Source organism: Sphingomonas sp. 66-10, assembly GCF_001897045.1.
In the GTDB taxonomy this organism is placed as follows: Bacteria; Pseudomonadota; Alphaproteobacteria; order Sphingomonadales; family Sphingomonadaceae; genus Sphingomonas; species Sphingomonas lycopersici.
Map to the genome: position 1 here is coordinate 1 of NZ_MKRR01000013.1, position 15,550 is coordinate 15,550.

Annotated in this window: 14 protein-coding genes; 7 read left to right on the forward strand and 7 right to left on the reverse strand. The window is 68.9% G+C overall.

What is annotated here, in order from left to right:
- Both BGN95_RS01725 and proB read right to left on the reverse strand, forming a co-directional pair.
- On the reverse strand, nt 1-869 hold an 869-nt coding region (locus tag BGN95_RS01725; protein WP_286771436.1), incomplete at its 3' end, for an NAD-dependent epimerase/dehydratase family protein.
- Nucleotides 866-1,966 (reverse strand): glutamate 5-kinase, encoded by a 1,101-nt coding sequence (gene proB / locus BGN95_RS01730; RefSeq protein WP_265271422.1) that lies wholly within the window; start codon nt 1,964-1,966, stop codon nt 866-868. The genes BGN95_RS01725 and proB, both read right to left, overlap by 4 nt.
- A 158-nt stretch (nt 1,967-2,124) precedes the next feature.
- Here proB and BGN95_RS01735 point away from each other — a divergent pair, with 158 nt between their 5' ends.
- Nucleotides 2,125-2,343: a hypothetical protein gene (locus BGN95_RS01735; protein WP_265271425.1), complete on the forward strand. Its 219-nt coding sequence runs from the start codon at nt 2,125-2,127 to the stop codon at nt 2,341-2,343.
- A gap of 65 nt (nt 2,344-2,408) precedes the next feature.
- Here BGN95_RS01735 and BGN95_RS01740 read toward each other — a convergent pair whose 3' ends face one another.
- The 4 genes from BGN95_RS01740 to BGN95_RS01755 form a co-directional block, all read right to left on the reverse strand.
- The gene (locus tag BGN95_RS01740; RefSeq protein ID WP_265271427.1) at nt 2,409-3,128 is read right to left on the reverse strand and encodes an SDR family NAD(P)-dependent oxidoreductase; all 720 of its coding nucleotides are present in this window, start codon (nt 3,126-3,128) and stop codon (nt 2,409-2,411) included.
- A gap of 7 nt (nt 3,129-3,135) precedes the next feature.
- Entirely contained in the window at nt 3,136-4,596 is a 1,461-nt protein-coding gene (gene purF, locus BGN95_RS01745; RefSeq protein ID WP_179512154.1) for an amidophosphoribosyltransferase, read from the reverse strand.
- Nucleotides 4,597-4,739: 143 nt separating this feature from the next.
- Entirely contained in the window at nt 4,740-5,072 is a 333-nt protein-coding gene (locus BGN95_RS01750; RefSeq protein ID WP_284699055.1) for a DUF1801 domain-containing protein, read from the reverse strand.
- A gap of 50 nt (nt 5,073-5,122) precedes the next feature.
- Entirely contained in the window at nt 5,123-5,902 is a 780-nt protein-coding gene (locus BGN95_RS01755) for a class I SAM-dependent methyltransferase (protein ID WP_179512153.1), read from the reverse strand.
- A gap of 75 nt (nt 5,903-5,977) precedes the next feature.
- Between BGN95_RS01755 and uvrC the strand changes: the two genes are divergently transcribed.
- From uvrC to leuB, 6 genes are all read left to right on the forward strand, one after another.
- A complete protein-coding gene (gene uvrC / locus BGN95_RS01760) occupies nt 5,978-7,900 on the forward strand; it encodes an excinuclease ABC subunit UvrC (protein ID WP_286771437.1) in 1,923 nt (640 codons plus the stop codon).
- A 58-nt stretch (nt 7,901-7,958) separates the two neighbouring features.
- Nucleotides 7,959-10,742, forward strand: a complete 2,784-nt coding sequence (locus tag BGN95_RS01765) for a DUF3857 domain-containing protein (RefSeq protein WP_286771438.1) — start codon at nt 7,959-7,961, stop codon at nt 10,740-10,742.
- A gap of 139 nt (nt 10,743-10,881) precedes the next feature.
- On the forward strand, nt 10,882-11,829 hold the full coding sequence (locus BGN95_RS01770) for a polysaccharide deacetylase family protein (RefSeq protein ID WP_265271436.1): 948 nt from the start codon (nt 10,882-10,884) through the stop codon (nt 11,827-11,829).
- Nucleotides 11,826-12,707: a GNAT family N-acetyltransferase gene (locus BGN95_RS01775; protein WP_286771439.1), complete on the forward strand. Its 882-nt coding sequence runs from the start codon at nt 11,826-11,828 to the stop codon at nt 12,705-12,707. Before BGN95_RS01770 ends, BGN95_RS01775 begins: the two co-directional genes overlap by 4 nt.
- A 184-nt stretch (nt 12,708-12,891) precedes the next feature.
- Entirely contained in the window at nt 12,892-13,623 is a 732-nt protein-coding gene (gene recO / locus BGN95_RS01780; protein ID WP_286771440.1) for a DNA repair protein RecO, read from the forward strand.
- A 44-nt stretch (nt 13,624-13,667) separates the two neighbouring features.
- A complete protein-coding gene (gene leuB, locus BGN95_RS01785; protein WP_286771441.1) occupies nt 13,668-14,711 on the forward strand; it encodes a 3-isopropylmalate dehydrogenase in 1,044 nt (347 codons plus the stop codon).
- A 41-nt stretch (nt 14,712-14,752) separates the two neighbouring features.
- On the opposite strand, the gene BGN95_RS01790 is transcribed toward leuB, so the two are convergent.
- On the reverse strand, nt 14,753-15,550 hold a 798-nt coding region (locus BGN95_RS01790), incomplete at its 5' end, for a dolichyl-phosphate-mannose--protein mannosyltransferase (RefSeq protein WP_502688233.1).

Genomic DNA, 15,550 nt, shown 5'->3' on the forward strand with positions numbered 1-15,550 from the left:
TCCGCGGTCTCGCGCAACCCCGTCTCGGTCGCGATCTGCGGCACCCACAGCGCCGCCGGCGGGCGCTTCGTCACGTCGACCGTCCAGTCCGGGTGGCAGAAATAGGCGACGCGGTCGGCGGTGAGCCTTGCGCCCTTGCCGCGCGCCAGCCGGTCGATCCGCGCGCCCACCCGCAGCAATGCGCGTGGCAGCGCGATCGGGCGTACCCGCCGCCCGACCGCCGCGCCGATCGCGCTGGTGAAGCCCTTGTGCGTCCACGCCCCGTCGCGCGCGTCGTCGACCTCGTAGATCGCGCGCGTCGCCGGCGCCGCCGCGAGCGCGACGAGCAATCGCGCGAGATCGTCGGCATGGATCACCGACAGCCGCCCCGCCGGCGGGGTCAGCGCCACCCCGCGTCGCGCGAAGCGGAACAGATCGAGCATGTCCATATCGCCTGGCCCGTAGATCGCCGGCGGGCGCACCATATCCCAGTCGAGCGGTGCCGCGGCGACGACCGCCTCCGCCTCGCGTTTCGACCAGCCGTAGATCGAGAGCTGCGGCTCGCGCGCGCTGAGCGAGGAGACATGGACGAAGCGCGTCCCCGGCGCGGTCGCGGCGACGATCGCCTGCGTGCCCGCGATATTGCCCGCGACGAAGCCGGCGCGGTCGGGCGCATTGACCACCCCCGCGATATGGATCACCGCGTCCGCGCCCTCGACCAGCGCGGCGAGCGCCGCCGCATCGTCGAGCGCCCCGGCGATCCACGTCACCCCGTCGCGCGGCGGTTGCGGGCGGCGGGCGAGCGCGCGGACCTGATGTCCCGCCTCGACCGCGCGGCGCACGACATGCCCGCCGACGAACCCGGTCGCCCCGGTCAGCGCGAGGATCACAGCAAGGCCATATGGTTGCGGTGGACGAGGGCGGCGCGCGGGGCATAGCCGAGGATCGCCTCATGCTCCTCGCTGCGCCGGCCGAGCAACGATTGCGCCTCGGCCGCGTCATATTCGGCGAGCCCGCGCGCGATCGCGCCGTCGGGGCCCTCGATCGTCACCACGTCGCCGCGCGCGAACCGCCCGGTCACCCCGGTCGCCCCCGCCGCGAGCAGGCTGCGCCCCGCCGCCAGTGCCTGCGCGGCGCCGGCATCGACCTGGATCGCGCCCTTGGCGGTCAGCCGTCCGGCGAGCCACGCCTTGCGCGCGCGCTTGCGCTTCTCGGGGGTGAAGATCGTATGCCGTGCCTCGGCCGACAGCGGGCGATCGATCCGCCCCGAGGCGATCGCCAGCGCCGCGCCCGCGCCGGTGGCGATCCGCGCCGCCTGGATTTTCGAGACCATCCCGCCCGATCCCATGCCGGAGGCGGAGCCGGTATCGGCCATCGCCGCCACCCCGGCGTCGATCCGCTCGACCCGCGCGATATGCAGCGCGCCGGGGAGGGCGGGGTTGCGATCGTAGAGCCCGTCGATGTCGGACAGCAACACCACGCCCTGCGCCCCCGCCGCCTGCGCGACGCGCGCGGCGAGCCGGTCATTATCGCCGAAGCGGATCTCGGCGGTCGCGACGCTGTCATTCTCGTTGATGATCGGCACCACGCCGAGCTGGAGCAGCCGGCCCAGAGTCGCGGCGGCGTTGAGATAGCGGCGGCGATCCTCGAGATCGTCGAGCGTGACGAGGATCTGCGCCGCGGTCAGCCCGCGCGCGGCGAGCACCTCGGCCCAGGTATGGCCGAGCGCGATCTGCCCGGTCGCGGCGGCGGCCTGCGCATCTTCGAGGCTGGCGCGGCCGCCCTTGGGGAGGTTGAGCCGCCGCGCGCCGAGCGCGATCGCCCCCGACGAGACCACCGCGACCTGCTGCCCCGCGGCGACGCGCTCGGCGATATCGGCGGCGATCCCCTCCAGCCACGCGCGGCGCACCCCGCCGGCGGCATCGACGAGCAGCGCCGAACCGATCTTGACGACGATCCGCGGGCAATTTTCGGGAGGAAACAGCATCGCCGCCCGCGTTAGCGCGTCACGGGCGCGGCGCCAATCGTTGCGCGCCCGATCATTCCTCGCCTGTGTGGAACGGCGCAACCTCGCGGCCAACGATCGAGGCGGCCCGCCCCTCCCGTTCATTCATTTTCACGCTATATCATGCTACGGAGAATATCATGGCGACGCAGATCGAACCCAAAGAACTCGACATGCAGGAGCAGCTCACGCGCATCCGCAAGGCGCAGGCCGAAATCGACAAGATGCTCGATGAACGCCGGAAGCTTCAGATCGAAACCAAGGTTTTCCCCGCCTCACTGATTTTTCAGGCGATGATCGCGACCGCCGCGCTGCTCGGCGCCGGCGCCGCGCTCGGGAAGCTGTTTTTTCCCGGCTGACCGGGGTTGAGCGGGCTGCGCTTAAGTATAGCCAGCCGCGCTTTGTCGTTACGACCGCCGCGCGATCACCCCTCGACGCGCTCGAAGTGATTGGTCTCGAACCCGTCGACCGCCAGCGCCGCGATCCGCTCGGCCACCACGCGCGGGTCCTTCACCGAGGCGGGGTCTTCGCCGGGATAGGCGCGCGCGCGCATCTTGGTTCGCGTCGCGCCGGGATCGACGATCGCGGTGCGCACGCGGCTGATCGCCTCCACCTCGTCGCCATAGGCCGCGATCAGCGTCTCCAGCGCCGCCTTCGAGGCGCCGTACGCGCCCCAATAAGCGCGCGGCGTGCGCCCGACCGAGGAGGTCAGCGCGATCACCTTGCCGGCGTCGGCGCGGCGCAGCAGCGGGTCGAACGCCTGGATCAGCGCGACCTGCGCCGACACGTTGAGCGTCAGCACCGCGGCCAGTTCCTTGGCGTCGATCGCCGGCACCGGGGCGAGCGAGCCGAGCATGCCGGCGTTGAGCACCAGCACGTCGAGCGCCTGCCAGCGTTCGCCCACCGCTGCGGCGAGCCGCGCGATCGCATCGGTCTCGGTCAGGTCGAGCGGCGCGATCGTCGCCGATCCGCCGGCGTCGAAGATCGCTTCTTCGACCGCTTCGAGCTCCTTGGCGGCGCGCGCGGTGATCACGACATGCGCGCCCTTTTCGGCGAGCGCCATCGCGGTCGCCGCGCCGATGCCGCGCGACGCGCCGGTGACGAGCGCGAGCTTCCCCGCGAGCACTTTGTTCTGATCGGTCATTGGAGGCTCAGGCGACCCGTTCTTCGAGAAGCGCGAACTGGTCGACCTCGGCCAGTTCGTCGTGATCGGTCAGCGTGGTCGGATAATCGCCGGTGAAGCACGCATCGCAATATTTCGGCCGCACGCCCTCGCGCGCCGCCTCGCCGAGCGCCTTGTACAGCCCGTCGATCGAGACGAAGCCGAGCGTATCGGCGTGGATGAAATCGGTCATCGCGCGCAGGTCGAGCTTCGCCGCGAGCAATTTGGCGCGCTCGGGCGTGTCGACGCCGTAGAAGCAGCTATGCTTGGTCGGCGGGCTGGCGATGCGCATGTGCACCTCGGCCGCGCCGGCCTCGCGCATCATCTGGACGATCTTCAGGCTGGTGGTGCCGCGCACGATCGAATCGTCGATCAGCACGACGCGCTTGCCCGCGATCAGCGCGCGATTGGCGTTGTGCTTGAGCTTGACGCCGAGGTGGCGGACCTTGTCGCCCGGCTGGATGAAGGTGCGGCCGACATAATGCGAGCGGATGATGCCGAGCTCGAACGGGATGCCCGATTGCTGAGCATAGCCGATCGCCGCGGGGACCCCCGAATCGGGCACCGGAATGACCAGATCGGCGTCGACCGGCGATTCGATCGCGAGCTGCGCGCCGATCGCCTTGCGCACCGAATAGACCGAATGATCGTCGACGATCGAATCGGGGCGCGAGAAATAGACCCATTCGAAGATGCACGGCCGCGCCGCCGCTTCGGGGAAGGGGCGGATCGAGCGCATCTCGGTGCCCTGGACGATCACCAGCTCGCCCGGATCGACCGAGCGGACGAATTCCGCCCCGACCACGTCGAGCGCCACCGTCTCGGAGGCGAAGATGATCGCATCGCCGAGCTTGCCCATCACCAGCGGGCGGATCCCCAGCGGGTCGCGGCACGCGATCATCCCTTCCGGGGTCATCACGATCAGCGAATAGGCGCCCTCCACCTGGCGCAGCGCATCGATGAAGCGATCGAGCAGCGACCGGTAATTGGAGGTGGCGACGAGGTGGATGATCGTCTCGGTATCGCTGGTCGACTGGAAGATCGATCCGCGCCGCACCAACTCGCGACGCAGCCGCATCGCGTTGGAAATGTTGCCGTTATGCGCCACCGCAAACCCGCCCGAGGCGAGCTCGGCATAAAGCGGCTGGACATTGCGCAGCGCGGTCTCGCCGGTGGTCGAATAGCGGACGTGGCCGCAGGCGACGCTGCCCGGGAGCGCGCGGATCACCTCGTCGCGGTCGAAATTGCCCGCGACATGCCCCATCGCGCGGTGCGTGTGGAATTGCGCACCGTCGAAGGTGGTGATCCCGGCGGCCTCCTGCCCGCGATGCTGGAGCGCGTGAAGGCCGAGCGCCACCAGTGCCGCGGCGCTGTCAGCAGCGCCGGAAACACCGAAGATGCCGCACTCCTCGTGCAGATGGTCGTCGTCGAAAGGATTCGTGGTCAGCATGGCGGGGGCTCGCGTCGTGCGGGGGCGCATATAGTGGCTGTCGCGGATTTGTCACGGTCCGAACGCCGCCGCTTTGGTGAGGAGGCTCAGATTTTACGGATCGCGCCTCTCCAAATGTGCTCCCGCCTTCGCGAGAGCACATCTTACTTCCGCTTTTTCGCCAGATTGTGCGCCACTGCCGCCTGCACCAGCGCGGTGAAGGCGGCGGCGTCGATCGTTTCGCCCTCGCGGATATCGATCGCGCGGCGGGTGTTGCCTTCGAGGCTGGAATTAAACAGCCCCGCCGGATCGGGCAGCGCCGCGCCTTGCGCGAAGGTCAGCTTCACCACCGCTTTGTAGCTCTCGCCGGTGCAGATGATCCCGCCGTGCGACCACACCGGCACGCCGCGCCACTTCACCTCCTCGATCACATCGGGATCGGCGGCGCGGATCAGCGCGCGGACATCTGCCAACGTCTCACCGCGCCAGTCGTCCAACGCGGCGATCTTCGCGTCGATCGCGTGAGAGGCCGATTCGGTCTCCGTTGTCACGATTTGACGAACTTGTAGACGAACTGGTCGGTCTTGCCGCGGATCGCCGGGTCGAACACCTTGTTGGTGTGCGGATCGGCCGGATTGGCATAGATCGGGCTGGTCCCGGCGAGCTTGAACCCGGCGGCCTCGATCTCCTTCTTGGTCGCGTCCGCATCGCCGCGATGCAATGTCTCGGCGACCGCGAAGGGCGTCGCGCCGGGCTCACCGACATGATCGACCACCAGCAGCACCCCGCCCGGCTTCAGCGAATCATACAGCGCCCTGGCCACCGATGCGCCGAGCGTTGCCGGCGATTTGGCGAGGTGCAGGTCGTGCCAGTTCTGCACGGTGATGATCGCGTCGAGCTTTTCGGGGAAGGTCACCGCGCCCAGCGATTCGCGCGACGGGACGACATTGGCATAGGGCTTCGCCGCGTCGTCCTGATCGGTGCCATAAGCGGCGCGGAACGCGATGAACTCGGCGGGCTGATAGGCATAGACCTTGCCCTTCTCGCCGACGGTCTTGGCGAGGATGCGGGTCCAATAGCCGCTGCCCATGATGAAATCGCCGACCTTGTCGCCGGGCTTCACCCCCATGAAGCTGAGCAGCTCGGCGGGGTGGCGCGTCGCGTCGCGTTCCTTGTCCTTGGCCGGGCGCGCGGGATCGGCGAGCGCGGCGTGGAGCGCATGCTCGGCCATCGGGTGCGCGGCCATCTTATGCCCCTCATGCTGCGCGAGGCTCGGCGCGGCGAGAAGCAGCGCGGCGGCGGCAGTCGAAACAACAGCGAATCGCATCGTTTCATCCTCTCTCTAGATGGCGGCTGCCGTACCACATTGCTGGCGCCAGCGTACGTCCCTAGATCACTGAAAATGTCTGGTTACGGCCCTCCCGATCGCTTCAACGAGGAAAAGGCGACCTTCGCCGTGCGCGGCGCCGACGCGCCCGATCTGGAGGCGGGTGTCGCCGCCATCCGCAACGTGGTGCAGACGCTGCCGCTCAAGCCTGGCGTCTATCGCATGCACGATGCGCGTGGCGACGTGCTCTATGTCGGCAAGGCGCGTGCGCTGAAGAATCGCGTCACCAATTATACCCAGGTCGAGCGGCTGCCGCGGCGGCTGCAGCGGATGGTCGCGCTCACCCGGTCGATGACGATCGTCACGACCAACAACGAGGCGGAGGCGCTGCTGCTCGAGGCGCAGCTGATCAAGCGCTACCGCCCCGCGTACAACGTGTTGCTGCGCGACGATAAGTCCTTCCCGTTCATCCTGCTGCGCGCCGATCACGAATTCCCGCGGATCCAGAAGCATCGCGGCGCGCGGCGGGCGAAGGGCGATTATTACGGCCCGTTCGCCAGCGCGGGGAGCGTCAACACCACGCTCAACGCGCTGCAGAAGCTGTTCCTGCTTCGAAGCTGCACCGACGGTTTCTTCAAGACGCGCGACCGGCCGTGCCTGCTGTTCCAGATCAAGCGCTGTTCGGCGCCGTGCGTCGGGCGGATCGACGCGGCGGGCTATGCCGAGCTGGTCGCCGACGCCAAGCGCTTCCTGTCTGGCAAGGCGACCGACGTCCAGGCTAAGCTCGGCGCGCAGATGACCGCGGCGGCGGAGGCGATGGACTTCGAGCTCGCCGCGGTGCTGCGCGACCGGTTGAAGGCGCTGACCTTCATCCAGGGCAGCCAGTTCATCAACGCCGAGGGGGTGGGGGACGCCGATATCTTCGCGCTCGCGCGGCACGAGGGGGTGATCGGCATCCAGGCCTTCTTCATCCGCGGCGGGCAGAATTGGGGCCACCGCAGCTTCTTCCCCGCGCACACCACCGATGTGCCCGAGGAAGAGGTGCTCCAGCAGTTCCTGATGCAATTCTACGAGGAAGTGCCCCCCGCGCGCTGCGTGCTGGTCGATCGCGCGTTGCCCGAGGCGGCGCTGCTGGCGGAGGCGCTGTCGGCGCCGGCGGGGCGCAAGATCGCGATCGAGGTGCCGCAGCGCGGCACGCGGCGGCGGCTGATCGATCAGGCGCGGCGCAATGCCGAGGAAGCGCTCGAGCGCCGGCTGGCCGAAAGCACGACGCAGGCGAAATTGAACCGCGAGGTCGCCGATCTGTTCGAGCTGGCCGAGCCGCCGCAGCGGATCGAAATCTACGACAACAGCCATATCCAGGGCACCAACGCGCTGGGCGCGATGGTCGTCCCGGGGCCGGAGGGGTTCCGCAAAGGCCAGTATCGCAAGTTCAACATCCGCAGCAAGGACACCATCCCCGGCGACGATTTCGGGATGATGCGCGAGGTGCTCACCCGCCGCTTCGCGCGCGCGCTGGAGGAGGACCCCGATCGCGATGGCGACACCTGGCCCGATCTGGTGCTGATCGACGGCGGGCGCGGCCAGCTCAATGCGGCGCGCGCGGTGCTCGAGGAACTGGGGATCGAGGATATCTGCATGGTCGGCGTCGCCAAGGGGCCGCACCACGGCCGCGAAGGGCGCGAGGTGTTCCACCTGATGGACGGGCGCGAGCTGACCCTGCCGGTCAATGCCCCGGTGCTGTTCTATCTCCAGCGGCTGCGCGACGAGGCGCACCGCTTCGCGATCGGCGCGCACCGCCAGAAGCGCGCCAAGGCGATCGGTGCCAGCCCGCTCGATGAGGTGCCGGGGATCGGCCCGGCGCGGAAGAAGGCGCTGCTGATGCATTTCGGCACCGCGCGCGCGGTGCGCGACGCCAGCCTCGCCGATCTGCAGAAGGCGCCCGGCGTTTCGGCGACGGTGGCGCAGCAAGTGTATGATTTCTATCACGCGAAATAGGTTGCGGGGGCGGCGCGGCTAAGCCTAGCATCGCATCGGGGAAAAATTGGGGGACAAGATGCGGCGTCTGCCGTTGTTTGTGGTGTTGCTTGCCACCAGTGCGATCGCGCACGCCGGCGATAAGCCGCTCTATCAGCCGATGCCGGATTGGGTGAAACCCGCCCCGGCGATCGATGCGACCAAGCTGGGCGACGACGCGCCGATGGTGCTGATATTCGACAACCAGCAGCGGCTCGAGAACGGGCGCGCCTGGTCGTATATGGAAACCGCGACCCGCGCCGCGTCGGCGGAGGCGTTGAGCAGCATCGGCACGATTAAGATCGATTGGCAGCCGTCGCAAGGCGATCTCATCGTCCACCGCGCGCAGATCATCCGCGGCGCGGAGCGCATCGATCTTATCAAAAACGGCAATCCGCTCACCGTGTTGCGGCGCGAAGAGGGGATGGAGCAGCGCGTGCTCGACGGTCGCCTCACCGCGACGATGCCGGTCGAGGGGCTGCGCGTCGGCGACGTGCTCGACGTGGCCTTTTCGGTCACGCGGCGCGATCCGACGCTGAAGGGCGATGTGCAGGCGTTCGCGCCGCTGCTCCTCGCGCCATTGCGGGTGCAGTTCGCGCGGGCGCGGCTGTCGTGGCCGGTGGGCAGCGACATCAAGTGGAAGGCCTATGCCGACGGCGTCGCCGCACAGCCGGTGGTCGAGGGCGGGTATAAGACGCTGACGGTGACGATGCCGCTCGCCAAACAGCCGGAAATGCCCGACGATGCGCCCGCGCGCTTCGCCAAATTGCCGCTGCTCGAAGTGACCAGTTTCGCCGATTGGGCGGCGGTGTCGAAGGTGATGGCGCCGCTTTACGCCACCGACGGGCTGATCGTGCCGGGCAGCCCGCTGGCGGCCGAGGTCGCGCGGATCAAGGCCGCGGAGAGCGACCCGCTGAAACGCGCCGCGCTCGCGCTGCAACTGGTGCAGGACAAGATCCGTTACCTGATGCTGGGGATGGATACGGGAAATTACGTGCCCCAGTCGCCGACGCGGACCTGGGAATTGCGCTACGGCGATTGCAAGGCCAAGACGCTGCTGTTGCTCGCGCTGCTCCACGAGATGGGGATCGAGGCCGAGCCGGTGACGGCCAATTCGCAGCTCGGCGATCTGGTGCCGAGCCGCTTGCCGAGCGCGGCGGCGTTCGATCACGTGCTGGTCCGCGCGACGATCAACGGCGAAACCCTGTGGCTCGACGGCACCGGCGCGGGCGCGCGGCTGGCCGATATTCGTGATACGCCGCCGCTCGGCTATGTCCTGCCGTTGCGCGCGGCCGGCGCCGAGCCGGTGCGGATCGCGCTGCACGCGCCGGCGCGGCCCGATATGACGCTGACCTTCAGCTATGACCAGGGGGCCGGCATCAACCTGCCCGCGCCGTTCAGCGCCACGGTGACGATGAAGGGCGCGGTGGCGCAATTGGTGCGGCTGGCCAAGACGCAGGGCAGCCAGGACGATTTCGAAAAGCTCGTGAACCGGATGATCGCGAATTTCGACAAGAACGCGACCCTCGTTTCGCGCGATTTCAGCTTCGACGAAGCGGCGGGCACCGCGACGGTGACCGCGACCGGGGTCGCTTATCCCGCGTGGGACCGCGAGAACGAGCGCTGGCGCCGGCCGCTCTATGCCGCGCAGACCGAATTCTCCCCGGATCGCGCGCGCACCGCGTGGAAGGACATCCCGGTCAAGACCGATGCGCCATTCTACGTGATGATGCGCACCCGCCTGCGCCTGCCGCGCACCGGCTTCACGATCGACGGGGCGAAGACCGAGCAGGCGGTGCTGGCGGGGCATGCGGTCGATCGCAGCGTCACGCAGGAAGGCGAATGGATCGTCGCCACCGACAAGACGACGACCAGCGGGGTGGAGATCCCCGTCGCCGATATCCCGGCCGAGCGCCGCAAGGTCGCTGCGGCAAAGGCCAATTCGCCGCGAGCGATCGCGCCGGCCGATTATCCCAGTTCGTGGGACGAGATCGCCGCCGCACGGCGCGACAAGAAGCTCGATCCGATTCTCGCGGTCTATACCCGCCAGATCCGCGACCGGCCTGACGACCGGACGAGCTATACCAATCGCGCCTGGTTTCTGGAGAGGGTGTACGATCGCAAGGCGGCGATCGCCGATCTCGACAAGGCGCTGGCGATCGAGCCCGATGCCGATACCTATGTGAAGCGCGCACGGCTCTATGCCGCGCTCGGCAACGACGACAAGGCGCTGGCCGATGCGATCGAGGCCAACCGGCTCGATCCGTCAGACGACGACGCGCTCGCGCGGCTCGCCAACTCGCGCGCCGATCGCGGGGAAAAGACGGCCGCGCTAGATCTGATCCAGGAACGGATCGATCAGGGCGACAAGAACAAGGCCGACTATATGTCGTTCAAGGCCACGCTGCAGATGAAGTTCGGCGACAAGGACGGCGCGATCGAAACGATCGACGGGGCGATCGGGCTGAAGCCCGCCGATGCGGGGCTGCTCAACACGCGGTGCTGGTTGAAGGGGTTGGGCAATGTCGCGCTCGATACCGCGCTCAAGGATTGCACCAAGGCGATCGCGCTGAGCGACAATAGCGCGCAGGTGCTCGACAGCCGGGCGATGATCTATTTCCGCATGGGGCGGATGGACGAGGCGCTGGCCGATCTCGATTCCGCGCTGGCGATCGCGCCCGACATGGCGGCCAGCCTCTATATGCGCGGGGTGATCCGCCGGCACAGCGGCAAGACGAAGGAGGGCGACAGCGATCTCGCCGCCGCGCGCACGCTCTCGCCGCGGATCGATCGCGATTACAGCCGTTACGGGATCGTGCCGTAGCGGCCTACTCCCGCGCGAGCGTGAGAGTGGAGGCCGGGTGTCGTTCCGCCCCCGCTCTCGTCGCGCGCCGGAATCCTAACCTCTTTTTTTATTTCGGTTTTGCGGTTTGTTCATTCCCCGCTCATAAGACCGCGGCGGGATGCAGGTTTTTCTGACGATCGATACCGAATTGTCCTGGCGCCACCACGCGTCGGGGTTGGCGGTGGGGGAGATAGCGGCGCGGTCGTTCGAGCCGGCCGGGGTGGGCGTGGCGCATCAGCTCGATCTGCTCGCGCAGCACGGGCTGAAAGCGACCTTCTTCGTCGATCCGATGCCGGCGCTGGTCTATGGCATCGCGCCGATCCAGGCGGTGGTATCGGCGATCCTCGCCGCGGGGCAGGAGGTCCAGCTCCATCTCCACCCCAATTGGCGCGGCGCGTCGGCGGCGGACCGGCGCGAGCACGGCCAGTTCGATCTGGTCGATTTCTCGCGCGCCGGGCAGCAGATGCTGATCCGCGAGGCGGTCGCGCTGATCGTCGAGGCGGGGGCGCCGCTGCCGATCGCCTTCCGCGGCGGCAATTATGCCGCCAATGACGATACGTTGCGCACGCTCGCGGCGCTCGGCTTCCGCTACGACAGCAGCCATAACGGCGCGGCGCAGCCGTGGCCGAGCGCGATCGACCTGCCCGCGGCGCAAATCGCCCCGGTGGTGCGGCACGGCGTGACCGAGGTGCCGGTGACGGTGATCGAGGATTTCGCGGGCAGCTATCGCCAGTTCCAGATCTGCGCGCTGTCGATCGACGAGCAGCAGGCCGCGCTCGATCACGCAATTGCCGAGCGCCACGCCGCGACGACGATCGTCGGGCACAGCTTCGAGCTGGCGGTGCGCGACGGCACCCGCCCCAATGCGGTCCACACGCGCCGCTTCGCGCAATTGTGCGAGCTGCTCGCCGCGCGCCGCGCCGAGGCGCCGACCGCGCATTTCACCGATCTGCCCGCGCTCGCGCTGGGGCAGGACGATCGGCCCTTGCCCGCCAATTCGAGCCGGCGGCGGATGCGCCAGGTCGAGCAGGTCTGGTCCAATCTGGTGGAGGAGCGCACGACGTGAGCGCCAGCGCGCTGAAATTCCAGATCGGCGCGCGCACGCTGGCGGAAATCCCGCGCCGGTTGCGCCGCATCGCGCTGTCGCTCGATCAGGCGCTGGCGGGCGCGCCGCCGCTGCTGCCGCCCCTCGATGCCGATGACGACGGCTATCTCGTCACGTCGCTCCCGGCGGAGGCGGCGCTGCCGTGGCGTGGCGTGGCGTTCGTGCGGCAGCATTATACGCGCTATTATGTCGATCTGGCGGCGGGGGAGGATGCGTGGCGCGCCGGGCTTTCAGGGCAGGCGCGCGCGACGCTCCGGCGCAAGACGCGCAAGCTGGCCGAGGCCAATGGCGGGCGACTCGACGTGCGCAGCTATCGCGCGCCGGCCGAGCTCGCGGCGTTCCACCCGTTCGCCCGCGCGGTATCGGCGACGACCTATCAGGAGCGGTTGATGCAATCGGGGCTGCCGGCGGATCCCGCGCACGGCGACGCGCTGGCGGCGGCGGACGGGGTGCGGGCGTGGCTGTTGTTCCTGCGCGATACGCCGATCGCTTATCTGTGGTGCGGCGGCGACGGCGATACCCTGCGCTACGATCATGTCGGGCACGATCCGGCCTATGGCGCGCTGTCGCCGGGCAATGTGCTGCTCGGCGCGGCGCTGGAGAGCCTGTTCGGCGACCGTTTCCGCCGCTTCGACTTCACCGAGGGCGAGGGGCAGCACAAGCGCGCGCTGGCGAGCGGCGGGGTGGCGTGTCGCGACTTGCTGCTCCTGCGCCCGACGCTGACGAATCGCGCCTCAGTGGCGGCGGTCGGCGGGTTCGATGCGGCGCTGCGGGTGGCGGCCCGCGCGGCGCGGACGCCGGCGCTGGCGGGGATCGCGCGGCGTATCCGGCGGGCTTGATTCGATGTCGGGGTGCGCCGGCGTCTCCCTCCGTTCGCCCTGAGCTTGTCGAAGGGCTGCCCTTCTTCCGCGGAAGAAAAGCACAGGGCTTCGACAGGCTCAGCCCGAACGGGGAAGGAAGGTCGCCCGCGATTGCAGCACATCGGCCCTGTTCCCCGCGCGCTTTTCGCCTACATCAGCCCGCATGCATCTGACCGTCGACGCCATCGTCCTCGCCGTTCGCGCGCATGGCGAGCACGGTGCGGTGGTGCGCGCGCTGACCCCGGCGGACGGGGTGCTCGCGGGCTATGTCCGTGGCGGCCGCTCGCGCCGGCTCGGTCCGATCCTGCAGCCGGCCAATATTGTGCGCGGCGAGTGGCGCGCACGGACCGACGACCAGCTTCCCGCACTCACCGTCGAATTGCTGCGCAGCCGCGCCGCGCTGTTCGATGCGGCGCTGCCGGCGGCGGCGATCGCGTGGCTGACCGCGCTCACCGCGGCGACGCTGCCCGAGGCGCAGCCCTATCCGCGGCTCCATGCCGCGCTCGCCGGGGCGCTCGATGCGGTGGAGGCGGCACCCACGGCGCGCGGCTGGGCGGGGAGCATCGCGCGCTACGAACTGCTGCTGCTCGCCGAGCTCGGCTTCGGGCTCGATCTCGATCGCTGCGCGGCGACCGGCAGCGCGGACGACCTTGCTTTCGTCAGCCCCAAAAGTGGCGCCGCGGTGAGCCGCGCGGCGGCGGCCGGCTATGAATCGCGGCTGTTCGCCCTGCCGCCGTTCCTCCGCGCCGGCGGGGCGGCCGAATGGAGCGATGCGCTCACCGCGCTCGATCTCACCGGGCATTTCCTCGCGCGCGACGTGCTCGTCGAGCGCCGTGCCGAGCTGCTCCCGGCGCGCGCGCGGCTGCTCGATCGGCTGAAAAGGGCGGTTGCGTGATCGCGGTTACCGCCTAAGAGCGCCCGCGAACGAAAGGGACTCTCATGGCATTGATCGCGATCCTGCCGGGCGACGGCATCGGCCCCGAAGTAACCACCGAGGCGCGGCGCGTGCTCGAACGGCTCGGGCTCGATCTCAGCTTCGAGGAGGCACCGGTCGGCGGCGCGGCCTATCATGCCGCGGGGCATCCGCTGCCGCCGGCGACGCTCGATCTCGCGCGGCGCGCCGACGCGATCCTGTTCGGCGCGGTGGGCGATCCGACCTGCGATTCGCTCGACCGGCATCTGCGCCCCGAACAGGCGATCCTCGGGCTGCGCAAGGCGCTCACCCTGTTCGCCAATCTGCGCCCGGCGAAGATGTTCGCGGGGATGGAGGACGCCTCGGCGCTGCGCCCCGAAGTGGCGCGCGCGATCGATCTGGTCATCGTCCGCGAGCTGAACGGCGACGTCTATTTCGGCGAAAAGGGGATGCGCACCACCGCGGACGGGCTGCGCCAGGGCTATGACGTGATGAGCTATGACGAGGCCGAGGTGCGCCGCATCGCGGTCGCCGGGTTCGAGGCGGCGCGGCGGCGCCGCGGCAAGCTCTGCTCGATCGACAAGGCCAATGTTCTCGAAACCTCGCAATTGTGGCGCGACGTGGTGATCGAGACCGCGGCGGATTACGCCGATGTCACGCTGACCCATATGTATGTCGACAATGCCGCGATGCAGCTGGTGCGCGATCCCGGCCAGTTCGACGTGATCGTCACCGGCAATTTGTTCGGCGACATCCTCTCCGACCAGGCCTCGATGTGCGTCGGGTCGATCGGGCTGCTGCCCTCGGCGGCGCTCGATGTCGCGGGCAAGGGGCTGTACGAGCCGATCCACGGCTCGGCGCCCGATATCGCCGGGCAGGGCAAGGCCAATCCGTGCGCCGCGATCCTCTCCGCGGCGATGATGCTGCGCCATTCGCTCGGCGAGCCGGCGGCGGCCGATCGTATCGAGGCGGTGGTGGCGGCCGCGCTCGCCTCGGGCAAGCGCACCGCCGATCTCGGCGGCACCTGCTCGACCCGCGAGATGGGCGACGCGGTGCTGGCGGCGCTCTGAACTATCACTCCCCTCCCTTGCTCAGGGGAGGGGAGGAACACTCAAACCCACGACGGCAGCCATGTCCAATATTGGAAAGCGCGCGGCGACCCGAGCGCCTGCGCCGACAGCACCGGGAAATAGCAAAGCGCGAGGATGAAGGCGGCGATCACCAGCCGCTCGTCCCATTTGCCCAGCCGCGCGCGCCAATGATCGAAGACGGCGGCGATCGCGATGACGATGAAGATGCTCGACGGATAGTAATAATAATAGAATCCCAAGGACTTGGGGATCAGGGCAAAGATCGCCACGCTCCCCGCCCATAAGGCGAAGGCGGCGAGCAGCCGCGCGCTGCGGCTCGTCATCCAGCCCCACAGGCACGCGGCGACCGCGACCAGCCCGCCCCACATCAGCAGCGGATTGCCGATCATCAGGATGCCGCGCTGCGCCCCGTCGGTCACTTCGTAGAGATACCAGATCGGGCGGATCAGCAGCGGCCAGGTCCACCAATCGGATTGATAGGTGTGATGCGGCAGCACCTGCACCTGCTGCTCGTACATATAATATTGGTAGCTCAGCAGCCCGCGCCACGTCAGCGGATCGACGCGGAAATGCAGCACCGGCGCGAAGCTCAGGAAATAGGTCGCGACCGATACCAGGCCGAGCAGCGCCACCGCCGGCAGCGGCGCGAGCCCCGGCCAGCGCTGCAGATGCCCGCGCTTGAGCAGCAGGAAGGCGAAAGCGGCGAAGGCGACATAGGGCGCGGCGGCCCATTTGCACGCGGTCGCCGCGCCGAGCAGCATCGCGCCCGCGAGCCACTTGCCCCAGCCGCCGTCGCGCATCGCCCAGGCGATCGTCGC